Annotated in this window: 20 protein-coding genes, 1 tRNA gene and 1 pseudogene; 14 read left to right on the forward strand and 8 right to left on the reverse strand. The window is 39.4% G+C overall.

Translation table 11 applies throughout. The features are described 5' to 3' along the window. Window positions 1-93 precede the first annotated feature (93 nt). From PSH48_RS01070 to PSH48_RS01090, 5 genes are all read right to left on the reverse strand, one after another. A complete protein-coding gene (locus PSH48_RS01070; RefSeq protein ID WP_273610746.1) occupies window positions 94-1,386 on the reverse strand; it encodes a HAMP domain-containing sensor histidine kinase in 1,293 nt (430 codons plus the stop codon). Between the two features lie 17 nt (window positions 1,387-1,403). Then, window positions 1,404-2,111 carry a response regulator transcription factor gene (locus tag PSH48_RS01075; RefSeq protein ID WP_273610747.1) on the reverse strand — a complete coding sequence of 236 codons (708 nt, stop codon included), beginning with the start codon at window positions 2,109-2,111 and terminating at the stop codon, window positions 1,404-1,406. A gap of 195 nt (window positions 2,112-2,306) precedes the next feature. Beyond that, the gene (locus tag PSH48_RS01080; RefSeq protein ID WP_004587350.1) at window positions 2,307-2,690 is read right to left on the reverse strand and encodes a DUF3019 domain-containing protein; all 384 of its coding nucleotides are present in this window, start codon (window positions 2,688-2,690) and stop codon (window positions 2,307-2,309) included. After that, window positions 2,680-3,537, reverse strand: a complete 858-nt coding sequence (locus PSH48_RS01085; protein WP_004587349.1) for a MipA/OmpV family protein — start codon at window positions 3,535-3,537, stop codon at window positions 2,680-2,682. The genes PSH48_RS01080 and PSH48_RS01085 overlap by 11 nt, the downstream gene beginning before the upstream one ends. A gap of 87 nt (window positions 3,538-3,624) precedes the next feature. Next, a complete protein-coding gene (locus PSH48_RS01090; protein WP_029773447.1) occupies window positions 3,625-4,428 on the reverse strand; it encodes a hypothetical protein in 804 nt (267 codons plus the stop codon). 136 nt (window positions 4,429-4,564) lie between these two features. On the opposite strand from PSH48_RS01090, the gene PSH48_RS01095 reads away from it, so the two are divergent. Further along, window positions 4,565-5,689 carry a serine hydrolase domain-containing protein gene (locus tag PSH48_RS01095; RefSeq protein ID WP_443197766.1) on the forward strand — a complete coding sequence of 375 codons (1,125 nt, stop codon included), beginning with the start codon at window positions 4,565-4,567 and terminating at the stop codon, window positions 5,687-5,689. Window positions 5,690-5,823: 134 nt separating this feature from the next. Here the strand turns inward: PSH48_RS01095 and yhbY are convergent, their stop codons facing one another. Then, on the reverse strand, window positions 5,824-6,120 hold the full coding sequence (yhbY, locus tag PSH48_RS01100; RefSeq protein WP_004587346.1) for a ribosome assembly RNA-binding protein YhbY: 297 nt from the start codon (window positions 6,118-6,120) through the stop codon (window positions 5,824-5,826). 88 nt (window positions 6,121-6,208) lie between these two features. Between yhbY and rlmE the strand changes: the two genes are divergently transcribed. The 7 genes from rlmE (at window position 6,209) to PSH48_RS01135 (ending at window position 12,449) form a co-directional block, all read left to right on the forward strand. Then, window positions 6,209-6,838 (forward strand): 23S rRNA (uridine(2552)-2'-O)-methyltransferase RlmE, encoded by a 630-nt coding sequence (gene rlmE / locus PSH48_RS01105; protein WP_004587345.1) that lies wholly within the window; start codon window positions 6,209-6,211, stop codon window positions 6,836-6,838. A 66-nt stretch (window positions 6,839-6,904) separates the two neighbouring features. Continuing rightward, a complete protein-coding gene (ftsH, locus tag PSH48_RS01110) occupies window positions 6,905-8,848 on the forward strand; it encodes an ATP-dependent zinc metalloprotease FtsH (protein WP_064386937.1) in 1,944 nt (647 codons plus the stop codon). A gap of 70 nt (window positions 8,849-8,918) precedes the next feature. Continuing rightward, window positions 8,919-9,764 (forward strand): dihydropteroate synthase, encoded by an 846-nt coding sequence (folP, locus tag PSH48_RS01115; RefSeq protein ID WP_029773450.1) that lies wholly within the window; start codon window positions 8,919-8,921, stop codon window positions 9,762-9,764. Next, window positions 9,764-11,104, forward strand: coding sequence for a phosphoglucosamine mutase (glmM, locus tag PSH48_RS01120; protein WP_004587342.1), 1,341 nt, complete (start codon window positions 9,764-9,766; stop codon window positions 11,102-11,104). The genes folP and glmM overlap by 1 nt, the downstream gene beginning before the upstream one ends. Before the next feature lie 80 nt (window positions 11,105-11,184). Beyond that, entirely contained in the window at window positions 11,185-11,934 is a 750-nt protein-coding gene (gene tpiA / locus PSH48_RS01125; RefSeq protein ID WP_055253015.1) for a triose-phosphate isomerase, read from the forward strand. 1 nt (window position 11,935) lies between these two features. Further along, window positions 11,936-12,283: a preprotein translocase subunit SecG gene (secG, locus tag PSH48_RS01130; RefSeq protein WP_004587340.1), complete on the forward strand. Its 348-nt coding sequence runs from the start codon at window positions 11,936-11,938 to the stop codon at window positions 12,281-12,283. Between the two features lie 81 nt (window positions 12,284-12,364). Beyond that, a tRNA-Leu gene (locus PSH48_RS01135) sits at window positions 12,365-12,449 on the forward strand. A 288-nt stretch (window positions 12,450-12,737) separates the two neighbouring features. On the opposite strand, the pseudogene PSH48_RS01140 reads toward PSH48_RS01135, so the two are convergent. Further along, window positions 12,738-12,951 (reverse strand): annotated as a pseudogene (locus tag PSH48_RS01140) (hypothetical protein); the annotation flags it as partial. Window positions 12,952-13,463: 512 nt separating this feature from the next. Between PSH48_RS01140 and PSH48_RS01145 the strand changes: the two are divergent. The 6 genes from PSH48_RS01145 (at window position 13,464) to PSH48_RS01170 (ending at window position 19,198) form a co-directional block, all read left to right on the forward strand. Further along, window positions 13,464-13,934, forward strand: coding sequence for a hypothetical protein (locus tag PSH48_RS01145; RefSeq protein ID WP_029773455.1), 471 nt, complete (start codon window positions 13,464-13,466; stop codon window positions 13,932-13,934). A 55-nt stretch (window positions 13,935-13,989) separates the two neighbouring features. Next, the gene (locus tag PSH48_RS01150; RefSeq protein WP_029773456.1) at window positions 13,990-14,466 is read left to right on the forward strand and encodes a hypothetical protein; all 477 of its coding nucleotides are present in this window, start codon (window positions 13,990-13,992) and stop codon (window positions 14,464-14,466) included. Between the two features lie 62 nt (window positions 14,467-14,528). Beyond that, complete coding sequence (locus tag PSH48_RS01155; protein WP_273610748.1) at window positions 14,529-15,227, forward strand: molecular chaperone; 699 nt, start codon at window positions 14,529-14,531, stop codon at window positions 15,225-15,227. A gap of 86 nt (window positions 15,228-15,313) precedes the next feature. Further along, the gene (locus PSH48_RS01160) at window positions 15,314-15,955 is read left to right on the forward strand and encodes a hypothetical protein (protein WP_273610749.1); all 642 of its coding nucleotides are present in this window, start codon (window positions 15,314-15,316) and stop codon (window positions 15,953-15,955) included. Further along, window positions 15,952-18,363 (forward strand): fimbria/pilus outer membrane usher protein, encoded by a 2,412-nt coding sequence (locus PSH48_RS01165; protein ID WP_273610750.1) that lies wholly within the window; start codon window positions 15,952-15,954, stop codon window positions 18,361-18,363. The genes PSH48_RS01160 and PSH48_RS01165 overlap by 4 nt, the downstream gene beginning before the upstream one ends. Next, entirely contained in the window at window positions 18,353-19,198 is an 846-nt protein-coding gene (locus PSH48_RS01170; RefSeq protein WP_138611129.1) for a hypothetical protein, read from the forward strand. The genes PSH48_RS01165 and PSH48_RS01170 overlap by 11 nt, the downstream gene beginning before the upstream one ends. On the opposite strand, the gene PSH48_RS01175 is transcribed toward PSH48_RS01170, so the two are convergent. Beyond that, window positions 19,188-19,778 carry a LuxR C-terminal-related transcriptional regulator gene (locus tag PSH48_RS01175; protein WP_273605720.1) on the reverse strand — a complete coding sequence of 197 codons (591 nt, stop codon included), beginning with the start codon at window positions 19,776-19,778 and terminating at the stop codon, window positions 19,188-19,190. The genes PSH48_RS01170 and PSH48_RS01175 overlap by 11 nt on opposite strands. Window positions 19,779-19,861: the final 83 nt, after the last annotated feature.

Consider the following 19,861-nt stretch of genomic DNA (forward strand, 5'->3'; position numbering starts at 1 on the left):
AAACCTCGCGCCGCGATTAAACAGCCCCTAGATAGAACAAATTATAACCCTAAAAGGCCAACAGGCCCTAATTACAGTTGTGTAAATAATATTTTACGAATCGTGATGCTGGCCAATTTTAAGGGTAAAACACGCCCCTTGAAGCCGCGCACTTTTACTAACGCTTACACTGCCGTGATGCCAATCTGCCACTTTTGCAACAATGGCTAAGCCTAAGCCATAGCTTTTATCAGCACGGTTACGGTGGCTTTCTTCTCTAAAAAACGGGCTAAAAACGTTATTAAAGTTCTCTGGTGCGATGCCTGGGCCATCATCTTCAACTGTAATATATAAATAATGCTCATCGCGCTTTGCACTGACATAAATAGTGTCTTTTGCAAAGTCGCAGGCATTGCCAATTAAATTACTAATAGCCCGAGCAAGCCAATGTAAGTCAGCAAAAACCATATCGTCACTACTGTTTAGTTGTATTTTAAGTTGGCTGGTTTCAATTTTAGGCGAAAGCTGAGTAAGTAAGTCTTCAAGATAGTGCGATAAATTAGTTTGCGAGTAGGTGAGCTGGTTGGCATTTTGCTCAAGGGTTGCAAAGGCTAAATAGCTTTTAAGCATCGATTCCATATGATCGAGATCGTTTTCCATACGCACAAGGTATTGCTTAACTTTAGGCATATCTGCGCTGTCGAGCGCTGCATCTAAGCCAAAGCGTAAACATGCGATAGGGGTTCTAATATCGTGCGATAAGCTCGATGCCATTAATTTGTTTTCCGCCACGAGCTTTTCTATCTGGCTAGCCATGCGGTTAAATGTAAGCTCAACATCTCTTATGTAGGTAAAGTGAGAGACCTTTATTCTCGCTTGTACATCACCTGCGGCAAATTTTTTAGCTGCATCGTTTAATACTGTTAAGCGTTTAGCAAGTGGGGCAATAATAAAGCCCATAAAAATGCAGAGCCCAGCATAAAACAACAAAGTTAAAATAATATCGTTGCGCTGATCTGTTTCAAGGCCTTTATCTAGGCGCATGGAAAGATGATAAGGCGACAATACTTCGCTACTGTAGAGCATATAAAAACCTTGCTGGTCTTCTAAAATAAGACCGCTTTGGGTATGCATTTGTAGTATTAAAGACGGCGGCAGGGCTAGGGATTCATTATTTTTGTAATCAAGCTTTACATTAAAGTCGTTTGCCAATTGCTTTACATAAGCTGCGCGCTCTGAGGTCGCTACACTACTTAAATGTTTACTAAAGCCGTTGATCATTTGGCTTTGTAGGCTAAATTCATCATGCGGTGTTTGAGTTTGTTGGCTAAATGCATCGATTAGCCAGCCCAATACAACAATAGAAAGCAGCGCACTACCGAGTAGTGAAATGTAAAATTTTTTCATTTAAACCGCCACGGTTACTATTCCCACGCAGTGGCAACAAGTAAATAACCACGCCCCCAAATTGTTTTAATTTTTTCTGGGTTTTGCGGGTCATCATGAAACTTTTTGCGCAGCGCAGATATTAGTACATCAACACTTCTATCAAGCCCATCGTATTCACGGCCTTTGGTTGCTTTAAACACAGCATCACGCGAGACTACTTGGCCTGCATTACTGGCTAAATAGTGCAGTAGGAGGTACTCAGCACTAGAAATAGCCATATCTTGATTATTAAGCGTTACACTGCGTGATTGAGTATCAATACTGAGTGCGCCTACAGTAATCACACTCTCGTTAGTGGTTACTTTAGTCGGTTCGCTGGTAAGGCGCAGTGCTGCTTTTATACGGGCCAGTAATGCGCGAGGGCGCACTGGTTTCATGATGTAATCACTCGCACCTACTTCTAAACCAATTACTTCATCCATTTCATCATCGCGGGCGGTTAGCATAATAATGGGCGCGGTGTAAAAGCTACGTAGCTCTCTACACACACTTATACCGTCTTGCCCTGGCAACATAATGTCGAGCAGGACTATGTTAGGGTTTAAGTTTTTTACCTGGCTTATTACTTCATCGCCGCGGTGGCAAACATGGGGGGTATAGCCTTGCTCGGTTAAGTACTCTGCAACCCATTGGGCTAAAGAGGTGTCATCTTCAACTAATAAAATAGTGCCGTAATTATCCATAAAGCTTCCTTAGTGTTAGAGGGTTGCCGTGTGTGGATTGAAACTAGCCCTTAAATAACCCTAAGGGCTGCATAGGTTTGGGGTTTATGCTGCGTTAGTAACTACTTAGCTGAACAACCACATTTTATAAACGCTGACTTAATTAATTACCAAACATATTGCTGTAAAATCAATCACGAAAGGTCACACCTCTAATTAGAACAAGCGCCAGCGGCGTTTTTTTTGTCTATTTTGATAAACCCACTGCAGTTTAACCTCTGTTGTGGCAATAACTTGGGCTGTATTACTATCAAACAATTCAAAAGAAATACTTTGCTGGGAGTCGAAGGTATATTCAAATACGCCTTGTTGCTGCTTTAACCAGCATTGCATTATATATTTTGATGTTGCGTCTCTTAGGCAGTAATTACCAATAGTTGGTTGCTGCCAGCTAAGCGTTACATCAGCGTAGCAATTACGGCCCTCACGTAGTGCAACACAGGTGTCGGGCAGCGCAATTAATGGGGCCGTTTTATCTGTTGTTTTTGCAGATGAAATAGCAGGGAAGATCAATAATAAACAGATCCATCTAAAATACATAACGTAGGCCTACCTTGGCTTTATGTTGATACCCTTGAGAAATAATGGGGCTGTCGTCTATTTCTTTTGAAAACCACGTTGTTAACCAGCCAGACAAAAATACCCAATCTTGAGAAATAGGGTACTCAGCATGAAACTCAAACATAATACTGGTACTGCCATTAGGGGTGTAAATAGGGCGATTAGCGGTGGCTTCGTCTGCATCTATACCAAAGTAATAGTTAGTAAAACTGCCCGAATAAGCGCTAATACCCACCCCAGATCTAAACTCCCAATTACGCCATGGCAAAATATGGCTAAAAAAGGTGTTAAACACCCAGCCATTATGTGTACCTGTAATATCATGTAAAAACTCAAACGAAATTTGCGAGTTTTCAAAGCGGCGCGTTAATCTTAGCCCAGCATCAAAATCGTAATTACGCGATTTTATACCCGCAAGCTCTTCTATTACACCGTGGTTGTAAAAACCTAAGCCTTTGTCATCAAAGCCAGCTTGAGTATTGGTGCCTAATATATCCAAGCCCCAATCAAATTTATCTATAAGGCTGTAACCCACAACTAAGCCGCCGCTTAACTGGTTATGATCAAAGTCGAGATAAAAGTTTTCGTAGGAAATAGCCAGGCTTAAATCGAGTTCAATGCCATCGTCGTAGGAATCAAGGCCAATTAGGTAAGAGTCTTCTACATAATAACCAGCCCCAGCGCTCCAATCCCACGCAAAACCTTGGGTGGGCTCTAGCGTGTTATCAGCATAGTATCGATTGCTTGCCTGGCTTTGAAAGCTCAAAAAACTGGCGCAAAGCAATACGCTATTAATAAAAGTATGCTGTAAGAAAGCGTTTTTCATCCCTGGGGACCTAATTATTATTTGTTATTAAGCGTATTATATTGGTAAGTGAATCCTTGAATCTGTAAAAAAATGTAGTTTTTTACGTTATTGCACTTTTATTTTGTCAATTAAAATACTGCTTAAGTAATATTGCATCATAGGCGTTAAGGCACTCACCTCTGTACGCGTACATGGGCCTTGTAGTTTAGTTAAGCTGCTTAATTTAGTAATGGTTTTAAAGGGCGGCACAGTTACTTCCTTACCTGCGCGCGCTATGCGGGCTTGCTCGGTATTTTGTTGATGTACAAATGTTGCCACTTCTAACTCATTAGTAATTTTTTGCTCTTGGGCAAAGCTAAACAATAAAGGCTCACGGTGGAAGCTTGCGCTATCTATTGATGATTTTGCAAACCATACCACATCGCCAGAGGCGCGGTGCGTAATGCGCATGCTCACTTGCGCTAGTATGGTGGCGCATTGCTGGGTAGGGTATTGCTGTGCTACTTTGGCAAATAAAGGATAAGGGTTTTCAGGTTGAGTTAACGCATATTTTGTATCGTCAGTAAATGCTAAATCTAACTGATGAATAGCTAACGTGTAGTCACTGTTTTTGCTATCAGTCACTTCTAAGCCTTTATCGTTCAAGGCTTGGGTTATTTGCTTTAATAGCGTGTCAGTTACGCTTGCTTTATCGGTTGTAATACGCACTGTTTGGCCGCGTGTTACTTTGTGCGCCGGTAACTGTACAGACTTAACTTTTGGCGATGCGTGCTCTGTTTTATACTCAAGCTGGTAAGTTTCGCTCTTTAATGTTGGCTTTAACGGTAAAGCCAAAGGCTCGGCCGGCTGTTTGGTAATTGCACAACCTGCTGATAATAATATAAAAAGTGATACAACTATAAAACGCATAAATACTTAACACCCACTTAAAAAGCCAATAATCGCAACATTGTACGTTAGTCCTATCAAAACTTCATGATATTATGCACATAGATGTAGTTAAAAAAGAATAAATTTGTAACGAATGAAGTATCTCACTAATTTTATGTACGTTTGGGTCGCTATTTGTCTATCTTTACCGCTTCAGGCGATAGCTAAAGCAGACTCAAGCTGGGATGGATTCGTAAAACAGTATGGACGCTACGCAGAAAAAAAACTCAACAGTAAAGGTATTCCTGGCGCTGCGCTTTCGATAGTGAGTATTGGTAACGCTGATTATATCCACACCATGGGCCGCACTAAGGCAAGAAGTGGCACACAGGTTAACCGCCACACCCGCTTTAGGTTGGCTTCTGTGTCAAAAACATTTGCAGGGTCGTTAACTGCAAAGCTTGCAAGTGAAGGGTTAATAGATTTATTTAAACCGGTAAGTGAGTATATACCTGCTTTTAAAGGCACGGTTTATAAAGACAATTTAAAAGTGTTTCACTTATTAAGCCACTCCAGCGGGTTGGTCCCTAATGCGTATGACAATTTAATCGAATCAAGAATGAATTACCCCGATATTGTCGAAAAGCTATTAACAGTAAAGCCCATTTGCGAACCAGGCCAATGCTATGGCTATCAAAATGTGATGTTTAGTTTAATTGATGATGTAATTTACAGCAGTACCAATAAAAAATATGACCAGTGGTTGCAAGAGGGAATTTTTACACCATTAAAAATGAGCGATACCAGCTTAGGCTACGATGCAATGGTGCAGGATAAAAATTATGCGCTGCCGCACGTTAGAGGCAAAAAACGTTGGTACACAGCCAAGCTGAAAAAAAACTATTATAAAGTCGGCCCGGCTGCGGGCGTAAATGCAAGTGCCACCGATATGGCAAAATGGTTAAATGCGCAATTAGGGCAAAACCTAGATGTACTCTCTTTAGATACACTTGCTACACAAACACGTCCTTACACACTTACAAAAAAAGAGCGTTATAGACGAGTATGGAAAAAGGAATTAGAACAAGCTTATTATGGATTAGGCTGGCGTGTTTATAACTATAACGATGAAACGCTTTATTATCATAGTGGCTGGGTGCAAGGCTATCGCAGTGACTTGGTGGTTATACCGCATTTAAATGTGGGTTTTAGCTTGATTGTTAACGCGGAAACAGGCGTGATAAATGAATTAACTACTGAATTTTTAGACCGTTTATTAAAATACAAACGCACTAAATAAAACAGGCCTAAAATTGCTTAAAAAGCGCCGTGCTTTAAATTTATTGTTTAAAGGTAAAAGGCATAAATAAGCACATATAATAAAAAAACCAGCTTAATGCTGGTTTTTTATAAAAAGCTCACTGCACAATTAACTTATGCGCGTGGTAATTGAATCTTTTTTTCTGCACTTTGACGATACAATACAACAGTGTGACCTATTGTTTGTAGCTTAGTAGCGCCGGTTTCACGAACGATTGCATCAAAAATAAGTGCTTTTGTTTCACGATCGTCAGTAGGTACTTTTACTTTAATCAATTCGTGAATTTCTAATGCACTTTGAATTTCGACTACTACGCCCTCGGTTAAACCGTTAGAACCTAGTAAAACTACAGGCTTAAGGCTATGTGCCTGACCTTTTAAAAACTGCTTTTGTTTGTTTGATAATGTCATGTTTATACAAATTTTGCTGAATATGGCTTGAATTAAGGGTATTCTAACGCCATCTAAAGAATATTACTAATTAGTTGCGTGTTAATTTATGACAAATAAAAAACATTCAGCCAGTTCAAAGCGATGGCTGAAAGAACATTTTGATGATCAATATGTTCAGCAAGCGCAAAAAAAAGGCTGGCGTTCTCGAGCTGTTTTCAAATTAGATGAGATCCAAAATAAAGATAAACTGCTTCGCCCTGGTATGACCGTTGTTGATTTAGGTGCTGCACCTGGTAGCTGGTCACAATACTTAGCCGAGAAAGTATCTGATAAAGGTCAGGTTGTTGCGTGTGACATATTACCTATGGACTCACTTGCGGGGGTTGACTTTTTACAAGGCGATTTTCGTGAAGAAGCCGTACTTGATGCATTGTTAAAACGCATTGATGGTAAAAATGTTGATGTGGTACTCTCTGACATGGCACCAAATATGAGCGGTAATAACTCGGTAGATCAAGCGGGTAGCATGTATTTGGTAGAATTAGCACTTGATATGTGTCATCAAGTATTAAAGAAAAATGGTGCATTTGTTGTTAAAGTGTTTCAAGGTGAAGGCTTTGATCAATACTTGCAAGACGTTCGTAATAGTTTTAAAGCAGTGAAAATACGCAAACCTGATGCCTCACGTGCCCGTTCTCGGGAAGTATATATAGTAGCGACCGGCTACAAACTGTAGTACAGTTGCTTGGCGTTTAGTTGAATTTAAATTAATTGGATACAAGAGGTTAACCCCTTGAGCGATATGGCGAAAAATCTAATACTCTGGCTGGTTATTGCAGTTGTGCTAATGTCAGTATTTCAGAGCTTTAATGGCGGCGATCAAGTTGATCGTCAAACAAGTTACACTCAATTTGTAAAAGACGTGCGTAGCGGCTCTTTACAAGAAGTTATTATTGACCGTGGAACGGGTAATATTACAGGTACTAAAAGCAGTGGTGAGCGTTTTCAAACCACAATGCCAATGTACGATGAAGACTTAATTAATGATTTACTTAAAAATGATGTAAATGTGAAAGGCGTTCAGCCTGAAGAACAATCGTTTTTAGCAAGTATTTTTATCTCTTGGTTCCCAATGTTGCTGCTTATAGGTGTATGGATATTCTTCATGCGTCAAATGCAAGGCGGTGGCGGTAAAGGCGCAATGTCGTTTGGTAAAAGCAAAGCGCGCCTGATGAGCGAAGACCAAGTTAAAACAACTTTTGCTGATGTAGCAGGTTGTGATGAAGCAAAAGACGACGTAACAGAGTTAGTAGACTTTTTACGTGACCCTTCTAAGTTCCAAAAACTTGGTGGTAGTATTCCTAAGGGCGTACTAATGGTAGGTCCTCCTGGTACAGGTAAAACATTACTTGCAAAAGCCGTAGCCGGTGAAGCAAAAGTACCGTTTTTCACCATTTCAGGCTCTGACTTTGTTGAAATGTTTGTTGGTGTGGGCGCATCGCGTGTACGTGACATGTTTGAGCAAGCTAAAAAGGCTGCACCCTGTATTATCTTTATAGATGAGATTGATGCTGTAGGTCGTAAGCGTGGCGCTGGCATGGGTGGGGGACACGACGAACGTGAACAAACACTAAACCAAATGTTAGTAGAAATGGATGGTTTTGAAGGTAACGAAGGTATTATTGTTATAGCGGCAACTAACCGCCCTGACGTACTAGACCCTGCATTACTTCGTCCTGGTCGTTTTGACCGTCAAGTAGTGGTTGGTTTGCCTGATATTCGTGGCCGTGAGCAAATTCTTAAAGTACATATGCGTAAAGTGCCATTAGGCGATAACGTAGAAGCGGCAGTTATTGCACGTGGTACGCCTGGTTTCTCTGGTGCTGATTTAGCAAATCTTGTAAACGAAGCCGCACTTTATGCCGCACGTGGTAATAAACGTGTTGTAAGTATGGCTGAATTTGATGCTGCTAAAGATAAAATCATGATGGGTGCTGAGCGCAAGACCATGGTGATGAGTGAGCAAGAGAAAGAAATGACGGCTTACCATGAAGCGGGCCATGCTATTGTTGGCCGTATGGTGCCTGAGCACGACCCAGTTTATAAAGTGTCGATTATTCCACGTGGCCGTGCCCTTGGTGTAACTATGTACCTGCCTGAACAGGACCGTGTTAGCCATTCTAAAGAGCTTTTAGAGTCAATGATTTCAAGCCTTTACGGTGGCCGAATTGCTGAAGCACTTATTTATGGCGAAGACAAAGTAACAACGGGTGCGAGTAACGACATTGAGCGTGCAACAGATATTGCACGTAAAATGGTAACGCAGTGGGGCTTGAGTGAAAAACTAGGTCCGTTACTTTACGCTGAAGATCAAAACGAGATGTACATGGGTGGCGGCGGTGGTCGCGCAATGAGCATGTCTGATGAAACAGCTAAAGTAATTGATGCCGAAGTACGCTTATTCTCAGACCGTAATTATCAAAGAGCAGAAGATATATTAAAAGAAAATATTGATATTCTTCATGCGATGAAAGATGCATTAATGAAATATGAAACAATTGATGCTAAACAAATTGATGATTTAATGGCGCGTCAGCCTGTGCGTGAACCACGTGATGCACACGACCGTTTAGACGATAAGCCAACTAAAACAGTCGCACCTCAAGAAAAGCCGGTTGATGAAAGCCAAAAATCGGATGATTCATCGAAAAAAGATGAAACAAACCTTGATGATAAAGCTGAATAATCGTTAAAATAATACTTTAAAAGCCCCGTACTTCGGGGCTTTTTTGTATCAAATAACTAAAAGGTTGGCGATGACTAACATAATAAACCTTCCCCGTGGGCGTAAACTTAATTTAGAAAAACCATGTGTGATGGGTATTTTAAATGTGACCCCAGATTCATTTTCTGATGGTGGAAAGTTTTTAGATACAGCGCACGCGGTGCAACAGGCAATGCAGTTGCTAGACGAGGGTGCAACTATCATTGATATTGGCGGGGAGTCTACACGCCCAGGCGCGCCAGATGTTAATTTAGACGATGAACTTAATCGTGTGATACCTGCAATAAAAGCCATTAGAGCTAAAAGTGACTGCGTTATATCGGTAGATACCAGTAAAGCGCAGGTCATGGAGCAGGCGATTTTAGCAGGTGCTGATATAGTTAACGACGTACGTGCATTACAAGAGCCCCACGCACTTAGCACACTCGCTAAGTATCCCGATGTAGCAATTTGTTTGATGCATATGCAAGGGCAGCCACGGACAATGCAAAGTGAACCCACTTATACTGACTTGCTAGCGCAAATTAACCTCTTTTTTGAGCAGCGTATAAGCGCATGCGAAACAGCGGGTATTAAGGTGGAGCAACTTATCCTCGACCCAGGTTTTGGCTTTGGCAAAACCCTAGAGCATAATTTTGAAATACTTGCTAAATTTAATGCATTTAATAAATTTGCACTACCGCTTTTAGCAGGTCTTTCACGCAAGTCGATGATAGGTAATTTGCTAAACAGAAAAACAGATGAGCGATTAGCGGGCAGCTTAGCCGGTGCGCTAATTGCCGCGCAAAATGGCGCAAAAATTATTCGTGTACACGATGTAAAAGAAACAGCAGATGTGCTTGGTGTACTCCAAGCTTGCGAAAAAGGAGCTTTATAATGAGCGAAAGAAAATATTTTGGTACCGATGGGGTACGTGGTTTAGTGGGCACAGCTCCAATTAACCCTGAGTTTGCAATGAAATTAGGCTGGGCCGCAGGTCGAGTTTTGTCTCTAAGTGGAACAAAAAAAGTAATTATAGGTAAAGATACCCGTATTTCAGGCTACATGCTAGAAACCGCGCTTGAAGCTGGTTTAATTGCCGCAGGAATAGATGTCGTACTGCTTGGGCCAATGCCAACGCCCGCTGTTGCATATTTAGCGCAAACGTTCAGAGCCGAAGCAGGTATTGTAATTAGTGCATCGCATAACCCATATTACGATAACGGGATTAAGTTTTTTAATGGCCAAGGCTTAAAATTGGATGACGACGTTGAGCTACAAATTGAAGCGATGCTTGATGAACCAATGACCTGTGTTGCCTCAGATAAACTTGGTAAAGCCTCGCGCTTAGTAAGTGCTGATGGGCGCTATATTGAATTTTGTAAAAGCCAATTTCCACAAGGCTTATCACTTGAAGGTTTAAAAGTTGTACTAGATTGTGCCAATGGCGCAACCTACCATATTGCACCGTCGGTAATGCGTGAGCTAGGCGCTGAAGTGATTACTCATGCATGTGAGCCTAATGGGGTGAATATAAACCATGAATGTGGTGCTACACACGTTGATACGTTAAAGCGCAAAGTGCTAGAGCATAAAGCCGATGTGGGTATTGCTTACGATGGTGATGGTGATCGCGTAATGATGGTTGATCACAACGGTCGCGTATTTGACGGTGATGACTTAGTTTACATTATTGCCTGCCAAGCGGCTGAAGATCATATGCTAGGTGGTGGTGTTGTTGGCACGGTTATGTCGAACATGGGGCTTGAAAATGCATTAAAAGCAAAAGGAATTGAATTTGCGCGCAGTAAAGTTGGCGACCGTTATGTAATGGAAATGCTGCAGCAAAAGGGGTGGAGAATTGGCGGTGAAAGCTCAGGCCATGTATTAAACCTCGATTTAATCACCACGGGCGACGGTATCATTTCAAGCCTTCAGGTATTGGCTGCAATGGTGGCTCAAAATCGCACATTACAAGATTTAGGGGCTGGTTTTACAAAGTACCCAATGAAAATGATTAATGTACGTTACACACCTGGCACAGACCCTACACAAGCACCAGAAGTACAAGATGCGGTTGCGCAAGTAGAGCAAGCTTTAGGCGAAAAAGGCCGTGTTTTACTTCGTAAATCAGGCACTGAACCTGTAGTACGTGTTATGGTTGAAGCCGAACAAGAAAAAATAGTCATAGACAGTGCGCAAAAAATTGCAGCAGTTGTCGAATCTATGAGCAAATAAACTGATTGAGAACAATAACCTCTTGTAACTTAGGGCGAGAAAAGTTAATATCTCGCCCGCTTTCTAATCTGGAGTGGAAAATGGCAATACGTAAGGCAATGGTCGCAGGCAACTGGAAAATGAATGGCTCTTTAGAGCTTGTCACTCAACTGTCTGATGCCATTAACAGTGTTAAATCAAATGAGATAGACATTGTTTTATTTCCTCCATTTCCATTAGTATCAGCACTGGTTGACAGTGGTGTTACCACGGGTACCCAAACGTTAAGTGAAAATACCCCAGGCGCCTTTACTGGTGAAGTGGATGCTCAGCTTATTAAAGATTTAGGTGCTAAGTATGTACTCGTAGGTCATTCAGAGCGACGCAGTATTTACAAAGAAAGCAATGCAACCGTAGCCGCAAAATTTGCCCGTGCACAGCAAGTAGGACTAACACCTATCTTGTGTATCGGCGAAAGCGAGAGCGAACAAGAAAACGGTCAAACCGAACACGTGGTTGCTGCACAAATTGATGCAGTAATTGAGAAATTAGGTGTAGCAGCACTGAAAGATTCTGTGATAGCATACGAGCCCGTTTGGGCCATAGGCACAGGTAAGACTGCATCGCCAGAACAGGCACAAGCTGTTCATAAATTTATCCGTGACAAAATTGCTTCATTAGATAGCGATTTAGCACAAGGGCTTACCATCTTATATGGTGGTAGCGTTAACGAAAAAAATAGCGAATTATTATTTGCACAACCAGATATAGACGGCGGCCTTATTGGTGGAGCTAGTCTAAAAGCAGATTCGTTCACTGCAATCTGTAACAGTGCAAAAGGGACCGTATAAGATGTACGAAATTTTATTAGTAGTTTATTTAGTTGTTGCTTTAGCTTTAGTTGGTATGGTTTTAATCCAGCAAGGTAAAGGCGCAGACATGGGTTCTTCATTTGGTGCCGGTGCTTCGGGCACAGTTTTTGGCTCATCAGGTGCAGGTAACTTCATGACCAAAACAACAACAAGCTTAGCAACAGTGTTTTTTGTTTTAAGTATTGTGTTAGGTAACTTAACTGCCGGTCAAATTAAAAAGACCGATGAGTGGGAAAACCTTGAAGCAGCACCTGCAGTAGAAACTGTAGCGCCAGCAGAAGAAGACGTACCTGTTACTCAACAGCAGAGCTCTGACGTACCAAACTAATTTAGCGTAAAGCTAACGTTGAACGACTTATACTCCTCATGTAAGTCAATAAGTTTAACACCTAAGCGAAAGCTTAAAAATGCGGATGTGGTGGAATTGGTAGACACGCTACCTTGAGGGGGTAGTGCTTTCGGGCGTGGGGGTTCAAGTCCCCCCATCCGCACCAAATTATAAAACCAGTAGCAGCAATGCTACTGGTTTTTTTATGGGAAATTTTCAACTTGCTCGCTTATTAATCGCTTATTCCTTTTAAGGTTTATTAACTTACAATGCTTTGTAGGCACATAATTTAAAAAGCATAATTTACTTTAGTATTGTTGAATGAACTAGTCTACATTGCTTCTCATTGGCTCCCTCATCAGATAATAAAGCGCTGCTATCACTATATTTATAAGTAACTTACACCTAATCAAAAGTAACGCCATAGCTATCTTTATCACGCACAATTATTTCCGCTGATCATTTCCTGAAGATTGGCAGATAACTATTAATGCAAATACACCCACATTTTTAAATGAGATATCGTCACCATACCCATATAAAGTTTGCTCCCTGTCTAGACTTTTGCCACCTAATATAGATGCAAAGCCATTTATACAAACTTCAGCACTCGTGTAACTAGGTGCAAGTACGGCATATATTGCTACTGCTACAGATAGTTTTTTAATATATATTTCTTACTTGTCATTTAGCTGTTGATTTCATGGGGATTATAGAAGTGATTTTAGTTTTTATCTAATAATTTTAGCTAGTTAGTAAAAAAGAATTAAGCATTTTGTTTATATTGAAGTTTACAATTGTTGGTTATCGGCTTTTGGCAATCAAAGTTGTTGATTTTATTGAAGTTAAAAATTACTTAAATTTATCAAAGTTGTTTATCTAATAATTTATAAAATAGTAATTACTGTTTAATTGGTTGTTTATCTCTTATTTATCTTACGTTTTGCTTGTTTATAAACATTAAACATAGCGTTAAAGCGGACTTTAAGAGAGTGATAATAATAAAGAGGCTACCTTTATCGATTACGAGTCACTTAAATGTTTATACCAAACGGTATGCTTAGCTACAGTGTATTTAGTCTTACCCTTTGTTTTGTAATCAAATAACAACTTTCTAAACCTGAATTTTAGCTTAACATTACCACTGTATTAGCAAGGTAGTTCAAAGGAAGTGACAGTGATGAAGAGGCTTGCATGGTTAGTATTATGTTGCTTTGCATCCAATGCATATAGTAACGATGAAGTAAGTATTACATTGGTGGGGCATATTTCTCCGGTGTGTGAATTTACCTCACAAAATAATAACCTAGAGTTTTCTTCTAGTGGCGTTGCTAATACAACATTAGAGATAAACTGTAATTCGCCAATGAGAATATCAATGCAGTCTCTTAATGGTGGTTTAAGTCATGAGCAAAGCAGTAGAGTAAGTTCATATAATATTAACTGGTCATTGGAAGGTGCCAACAAAAGTGTGTCTGTATCGGCACAGGCAACCAAATCGACATATAGCTTTAATATTGATGATATCTTATTTGATAGCATTGCTGAGATTCAGTTAACTCTAGATGACCCCTTGATATATGCAGGAAGCTACCAGGATGTGATCCGCATAGAAATGACACCATCAGTAGTATCGGGTGGCGTGCTTTAAACGCACATTTATTTAACAAAACAAACTATATGTCACATGGATAAGGAATATAACAATGAAAAAACTAATCGTAATTTCAGCAATCGCAGCAATCTCATCTGGTTCAGCACTAGCAGATAACTTAAACGTAGGCGGTGCAGTCGCATCCGTATGTGAAGTAAGTAATATTGCAACAAATCACTACTTTCCAACTCTTGCAATGGGGGATACAACAAGCGTTAACTTTGATTTGAAATGTAATGATGTGGATGGTGCAACACTTACTTTAACCACTTCTGAGGGTCATCTTCAAAACGCTGATCATGAAGACAGAGGGATAGGGTACACCGCTCGCTTAACAGCAGGCGCATATGACTTTACTTTGACAGCTGATAATGGCATCAATGATCAAAGCGTTTCTCAAAGTAATGGCGGCAACAATACATTAGCAACGTCGGGCGTTGCAGGAATGATTGACTTAGAAGTAATTGAGACACCGGTATACGCAGGTACTTATGCTGATACTCTAATGCTAACTGTTACAGCAAACTAAAGTTAAATAAATTAAATAAAAAGGCAGTGACTATGCACTGCCTTTATTTAGGAGGGAATTCTATGCATGTTTTATTTATCTTTATATTTTGTTTGCTTTCTTTTTCAGTCAGTGCCTTTCAGGTGATACCCATGGTAGCCGATCTCAGCTCGCAGGGGAGTCAGTCACAGCAAACACTTCGAATTACAAACCCATCTGATAAACCATTAACTATTGATGTTTCAGCATTTAATATGAACATAAGTGATACTGGTGTTGAGTCTTTAGAGATAAACGAAGAAGACTTCTTAATTATTCCTATGACAACGATTATCCCACCGGGAAATAGTCAATCGGTTATTGTTAGATATATTGGCGAACCTATTATTAACCACTCTAAGTCTTATCGAATCACCGTAGAACAAGTGTCAGTTAACTTGAACGAAAATGCCCAATCTGGTGTTGGTATGTCACTCAGTTTTAGAACGCTATTTAACGTTGTTCCCGATAATGCTAAAGCTAACCTAATAATTAAAGAAAAAAAACAATTAGCAGAAAATCAATGGGGTGTGTTGCTAGAAAACCATGGAAATAAATATGTACGCCTTTCTAAAGCTCAGTGGAATATTAAATCTAAGGGTAAAGTGTTAATTTTAGAAGGAATGGATCTAAGTAGAGCCCTATCAGGTAAGATTTTACTTCCAAATTCAAAAAGCAATATTTCAATTTCAATACCAAAAGAGTTTCAAGCTGCTGATAGTGAGTTAGAGGTTATATTCTAATGTTTTGTGTTCAGTGGTTCTCCCGATGTTTAATGATACTAATATGTAGTATTTCTATTTCGGTAGAGGCTCTGGAAGTAACACCTATGGTGATCACATTATCACCGGATAAACCCTCAAAAATACCTTCTAGTTTTATTTACAATCAATTACCTAGAGAGATTGCATTTGATATTGAAGTGTTTGAAATTAATTTTTCTGAATCTAGCCCATCGTTAAAAAAGTTGGAAGATTCTCCATTATGGGTCTTTCCTCCCTCTTTATTTTTACAAGAGGGGCAAGGTCAGAAAATTCAATTTAGGTGGGTTGCTGAGAGTTTTCCGAAATATGATAAAAGTTATCAAGTAAGTTTAGTTGAGCAGCCTTTGGCTTCTAATATTGGTAGTGATACCTCGCAACTTAAAATATTAATGAATGTAAATTTAGTTGTTCATGTAGACAGGGATATATATTCACCTAACTTAAAAATACTGACTTCTAAAATAGAAAGTGGGGAGCTTTTAGCCCAAATCAAAAATGAAGGAGAAGGGGCTGCGCGGCTCAGTGACTATAAAATTAAAGTAACTACAAATAAATCCGTTGTAGCTACTTTTGAAAAACAAGCTTTATTGGAGAAGGGGTACGATGTTTTTTTTGCGCCTTATGCCACACAGACCATAAAAGTTAAGCTACCTGAAAATATTGAGAGCCGTGAGGTAGGGCATTTAAGTTTAGATCTGGTGCAATGAAAACTTCAGCAGTGTTCCTCTTCGCTATATTTTTTTTACCACTTAGCGTGTTAGCACAAATAAACCCTTCTAGCAGGACAATTGAACTTAATGTGTCAGTTCAATTAAATAAAAGTCCAATAGGTCAAGTCTCACTTAAAGTCGATAAAGATGATGCACTTTTTTTACAGTGGAACGAGTTAGAGCCACACCTTAGCGAAATTTTACTTGAAGAAAAAGAGAGAGAACTATTAAAGATATTAAAAGACAATACTTTAGCGGTAACTTCATTAAGGGAACTGGGTTTTAGCGTTGAGTTTGATATGAGCGATTTTAGTTTGGACGTTGTTGTTCCCGTAGAGTTAACTCGCCCACAAAAATTAAGTGCGCAAAAACGAAGGAAAAAGTTAAAGGCTATCGAGCCAGCTAACACTAGTGGTTTTATTAACGCTTATGCAAGCTACGTACATCAAGATGATAAGGAACAGCAGCAAGTTCAAGAGCAATATGCATTACGCTCAGAAATTGTAGCTAGTTGGCAAGGGTGGGTGTTAGAAAATGAATTTGAATATAATAAAATATCGCAGCCTGCTTCATCAAACTTTAAGCGGCAAGGAACTAGGCTTATTCATGATCTACCTAGCTTAGGCATGCGCCTTTCTCTAGGGGATAACTTTAGTTCAGGCGGTTATTTCCAAAACTCCTCTCGCTTGTTAGGTTTTTCAATAGCACATGACTTTTCTCTATTATCAGACAGGCCCATAAGGCCAACCGCTTCACGTAGCTTTACTCTTCAAAGCCCTTCAAGTGTAGAGGTATATGTCGATGAACGAATTATTCAGCGCCTTAATTTGGTTGCGGGTATTTATTCTTTAGATGACATACCTTTGAGCGAAGGCAGCAATAATATCTCTCTAAAAATTACTGATATAGCTGGCGTTGTGCGCTATGTAAACTTTGATGTTGCAACTGGCTTAGATCTATTTGCACAAGGGCAGCTTGAATATGAAATTCACTTAGGCGTTCCTGCTGAAGCTGGCGATAAACTCGAGTATGAACCAGATTCTCCCTTCCTCAGTGCCTATCTGGATTATGGCCTGACCCCAAGTTGGACTGCAGGAGTTACAGCGCAGGGAGATAAATACGCGCAACAAATTGGCTTTAAACAAATCTATGCAGCTCAAATAGGGCGACTGGCATTTGAGGGCGCATTTAGCTTCGCGGAACGCCAAGGATACGCTTACCGTACTGTTTATAGTAGCTATAATATAAGCAACTTAGGAAGTGAGCTAACGCTCGGTTATGAATACAGTTCAAAAGACTTTACAGCTTTAGGTTTTAGGTCTCAAGATACGTTTAATAACCGCTATAGAGAACACTATGCACAGGCGAGTTATAGTTATTATGTTAACGATAGAACGTTAGCCTCTTTTTTTACAAATATTTCCCGAGATCATCAAAGTGTTCAATTTGATAAATCGCTGGGAGTCAATTTCTCAGGCGACTTGGTAAATAGTCAGTGGAGATATACTGCAGGGGCGCAATGGGATGAGTTAAAAGGTGAGCGAGAGTGGGGTATAAATTTATCATTTACCTATAAATTTAATAACCAGCATAGAGTTAAACTATCCCACCAGTCTAGACGTGATAAAACGAGGCTAGAATTTACCCAAGACAGTAATCAGCGTTTTGTCGGTGCTTTGAACTTTCGAGCTGGTTTAGAGAGCAACGAATTAAATAAAACTATCTTTGATTTAAACATGCAATATAACGCAAACCGTTTTGCTGCTAACCTTGAACATGCAAGTTTTTATAAAGATTTAAATGCTCGCTCTGCTTATCATCAAAGTCGTGTAAGCCTCTCATCTAGCATAGCTTTTGCAGATGATGCATGGGCATTTGGAAAGCCTATATACGATAGCTTTGCTTTGGTTAACGCCCACAAAAGTTTAGAAAATAAAGTGATAACATTAGGCCGAGTTGAAAATGACTATAGAGCTGATAATAGAGATTTCAAAACTATATTACTTAATGATTTGAGCTCATATGACAATATTAACATTCCTGTTGATATTGATGATCTAGCCCCTGGCTATGATATGGGCTCTGGCATGCTTAGCTTTTACCCTAAATACAAAACTGGACATAAGGCAATAATTGGGACTGCAGCAAATATTTCTGTTATTGCAACTCTTCGAAGTAAGGACGAGAGCCCCTTAGCCTTAATGGTTGGAAAGGCTATTTGTCAAGATAAAGCATCGGCCAAAGAGTATACATTCTTCACAAATAAGCGGGGCCGCTTTGCAATAACTGGCCTTGCTCCTTGCCAGTATAAAGTGACCTTACAAAATAAAGATAGTACTACATTTTTAATAGAGGTTCGTGATGCAGAGCAACTTCAACGAAAAGGGGTTATTTATGTTCATTAAAATTGTGTATTTAGCAATAAGTATATTTTTACTAACTATGGCAAGTAGAGTTAATGCTCAGTGTGATGCAAGTATTGGGGAAATTGAATATTTGTTTGATGACCTGTCTTTTTATCACGTAAAATCACAAGTCGATGCTGAGAAGACAATTCGAGTAGACACAATAAATACGTCGGATTGTACTTTGTATTTTAGTCTTTCTTCGCAAAACCAAGGATACCTTAAAAGTAACTCTCAATTTATTGACTATCAAATTCGTCTAGAAAATCAGTTGTTAAGTAGGAGCATCAATCAGGTTAAGCTTAACAATAGCAAAGTAGATATCAGGCTAGTGATCCCCGCAGGGACGCCAGTAAAAGCAGGGTATTACACTGATAGGCTTGAGTTGAGACTCTATGATGAAAATAAGCAAACCGTAGATGAAATAGAAATCGAGATTGAAACTAATATTCAACCCCGAACTAGTTTATCTTTATTAGGTTATAACACTTTTTCTAATACTGTTTATTTGGGAGAATTGAAGCCAGCAGAAAAATACACCATGTTACCTAGCTTACAAATAGTGACTAATACGGATGTTCAACTTAATGTAACCTCAGAGAATAAAAGTCGTTTATTACACTCTATTTTTAGTAATAAATATGGTATTAGCTATACATTGCAGTTAGGCTCAGAAGAAATTAACTTAGTAAAAGCTTCAAGTCTAAACTTTTCGTATTCTGGCCAGACTGAGTTTTACATTCCGCTTAGCATTCAATTGGAGGACTTCACACGTCAAGCCGCTGGAGAGTATTCAGATGTTATTCGTTTTCAAATAAGCCCACTTAATTATTAACTTTACTTAAGTTTTTTTGGCACCAAAGCAATGCTTGTTGTTTGTTTTTTACAGATATTTTTTGATAAATTTTATGTAAATGCACTCTGACAGTGGCTTCACTTATAAATAAGCTATCTGCAATAGCACTGGAGTGTAGACCGGAGAAAAGCAAGTTTAATACTTTAATTTCTTTACAAGTAAGGTTACTTGATTGCAGGGTGGTTTGCTGTTCAGTGGCTAACATTTGTCTCATCCAGCTGTCAGTGACATCACGGGGAAACCAGAGCTTACCTTGTTCAATAGCTTCAAGGCCTTGTTGAAAAAGGGAGTCATCTGAACTTTCGTAAAAAAGTCCCTTTAAATTAGGCCATTCTTTTAAAGCTAATACGTCACTATTTTTTGGAACATCAAAAATAACTAAGCTTTTATAACCGTTATCTTGCATAAACTTATTGATAAGTTCATAAGTTGTGATTACATTAAGTGCTTGGTAATTAACTAATAAAATGTTGTAGTTAGCTGCTACACAGAAAAGTGAAGTATAGTCTGGACTATTAAAGCACTTTATATAGCGTATTGGAGTATTTTTAATATCCATAATTTCTGTCCGTAGATGCAATAGTAATACTATATTGCTATTTTTGGTTAATATCAATCATAGTGCATAGTTCGATAAGCTAT

It is taken from the genome of Pseudoalteromonas sp. Angola-4 (assembly GCF_028599265.1).
GTDB classification, from domain to species: Bacteria; Pseudomonadota; Gammaproteobacteria; order Enterobacterales; family Alteromonadaceae; genus Pseudoalteromonas; species Pseudoalteromonas atlantica.

Coding starts and splice junctions, on each gene's coding strand:
- folP (WP_029773450.1), top strand. CDS start 8,919: ATGACTAACATAATAAACCTTCCCCGTGGGCGTAAACTTAATTTAGAA.
- PSH48_RS01095 (WP_443197766.1), top strand. CDS start 4,565: ATGTACGTTTGGGTCGCTATTTGTCTATCTTTACCGCTTCAGGCGATA.
- PSH48_RS01075 (WP_273610747.1), bottom strand. CDS start 2,111: ATGGATAATTACGGCACTATTTTATTAGTTGAAGATGACACCTCTTTA.
- yhbY (WP_004587346.1), bottom strand. CDS start 6,120: ATGACATTATCAAACAAACAAAAGCAGTTTTTAAAAGGTCAGGCACAT.
- glmM (WP_004587342.1), top strand. CDS start 9,764: ATGAGCGAAAGAAAATATTTTGGTACCGATGGGGTACGTGGTTTAGTG.
- tpiA (WP_055253015.1), top strand. CDS start 11,185: ATGGCAATACGTAAGGCAATGGTCGCAGGCAACTGGAAAATGAATGGC.
- secG (WP_004587340.1), top strand. CDS start 11,936: ATGTACGAAATTTTATTAGTAGTTTATTTAGTTGTTGCTTTAGCTTTA.
- ftsH (WP_064386937.1), top strand. CDS start 6,905: ATGGCGAAAAATCTAATACTCTGGCTGGTTATTGCAGTTGTGCTAATG.
- PSH48_RS01070 (WP_273610746.1), bottom strand. CDS start 1,386: ATGAAAAAATTTTACATTTCACTACTCGGTAGTGCGCTGCTTTCTATT.
- rlmE (WP_004587345.1), top strand. CDS start 6,209: ATGACAAATAAAAAACATTCAGCCAGTTCAAAGCGATGGCTGAAAGAA.
- PSH48_RS01080 (WP_004587350.1), bottom strand. CDS start 2,690: ATGTATTTTAGATGGATCTGTTTATTATTGATCTTCCCTGCTATTTCA.
- PSH48_RS01170 (WP_138611129.1), top strand. CDS start 18,353: ATGTTCATTAAAATTGTGTATTTAGCAATAAGTATATTTTTACTAACT.
- PSH48_RS01085 (WP_004587349.1), bottom strand. CDS start 3,537: ATGAAAAACGCTTTCTTACAGCATACTTTTATTAATAGCGTATTGCTT.
- PSH48_RS01165 (WP_273610750.1), top strand. CDS start 15,952: ATGAAAACTTCAGCAGTGTTCCTCTTCGCTATATTTTTTTTACCACTT.
- PSH48_RS01155 (WP_273610748.1), top strand. CDS start 14,529: ATGCATGTTTTATTTATCTTTATATTTTGTTTGCTTTCTTTTTCAGTC.
- PSH48_RS01160 (WP_273610749.1), top strand. CDS start 15,314: ATGGTGATCACATTATCACCGGATAAACCCTCAAAAATACCTTCTAGT.
- PSH48_RS01090 (WP_029773447.1), bottom strand. CDS start 4,428: ATGCGTTTTATAGTTGTATCACTTTTTATATTATTATCAGCAGGTTGT.
- PSH48_RS01175 (WP_273605720.1), bottom strand. CDS start 19,778: ATGGATATTAAAAATACTCCAATACGCTATATAAAGTGCTTTAATAGT.
- PSH48_RS01150 (WP_029773456.1), top strand. CDS start 13,990: ATGAAAAAACTAATCGTAATTTCAGCAATCGCAGCAATCTCATCTGGT.
- PSH48_RS01145 (WP_029773455.1), top strand. CDS start 13,464: ATGAAGAGGCTTGCATGGTTAGTATTATGTTGCTTTGCATCCAATGCA.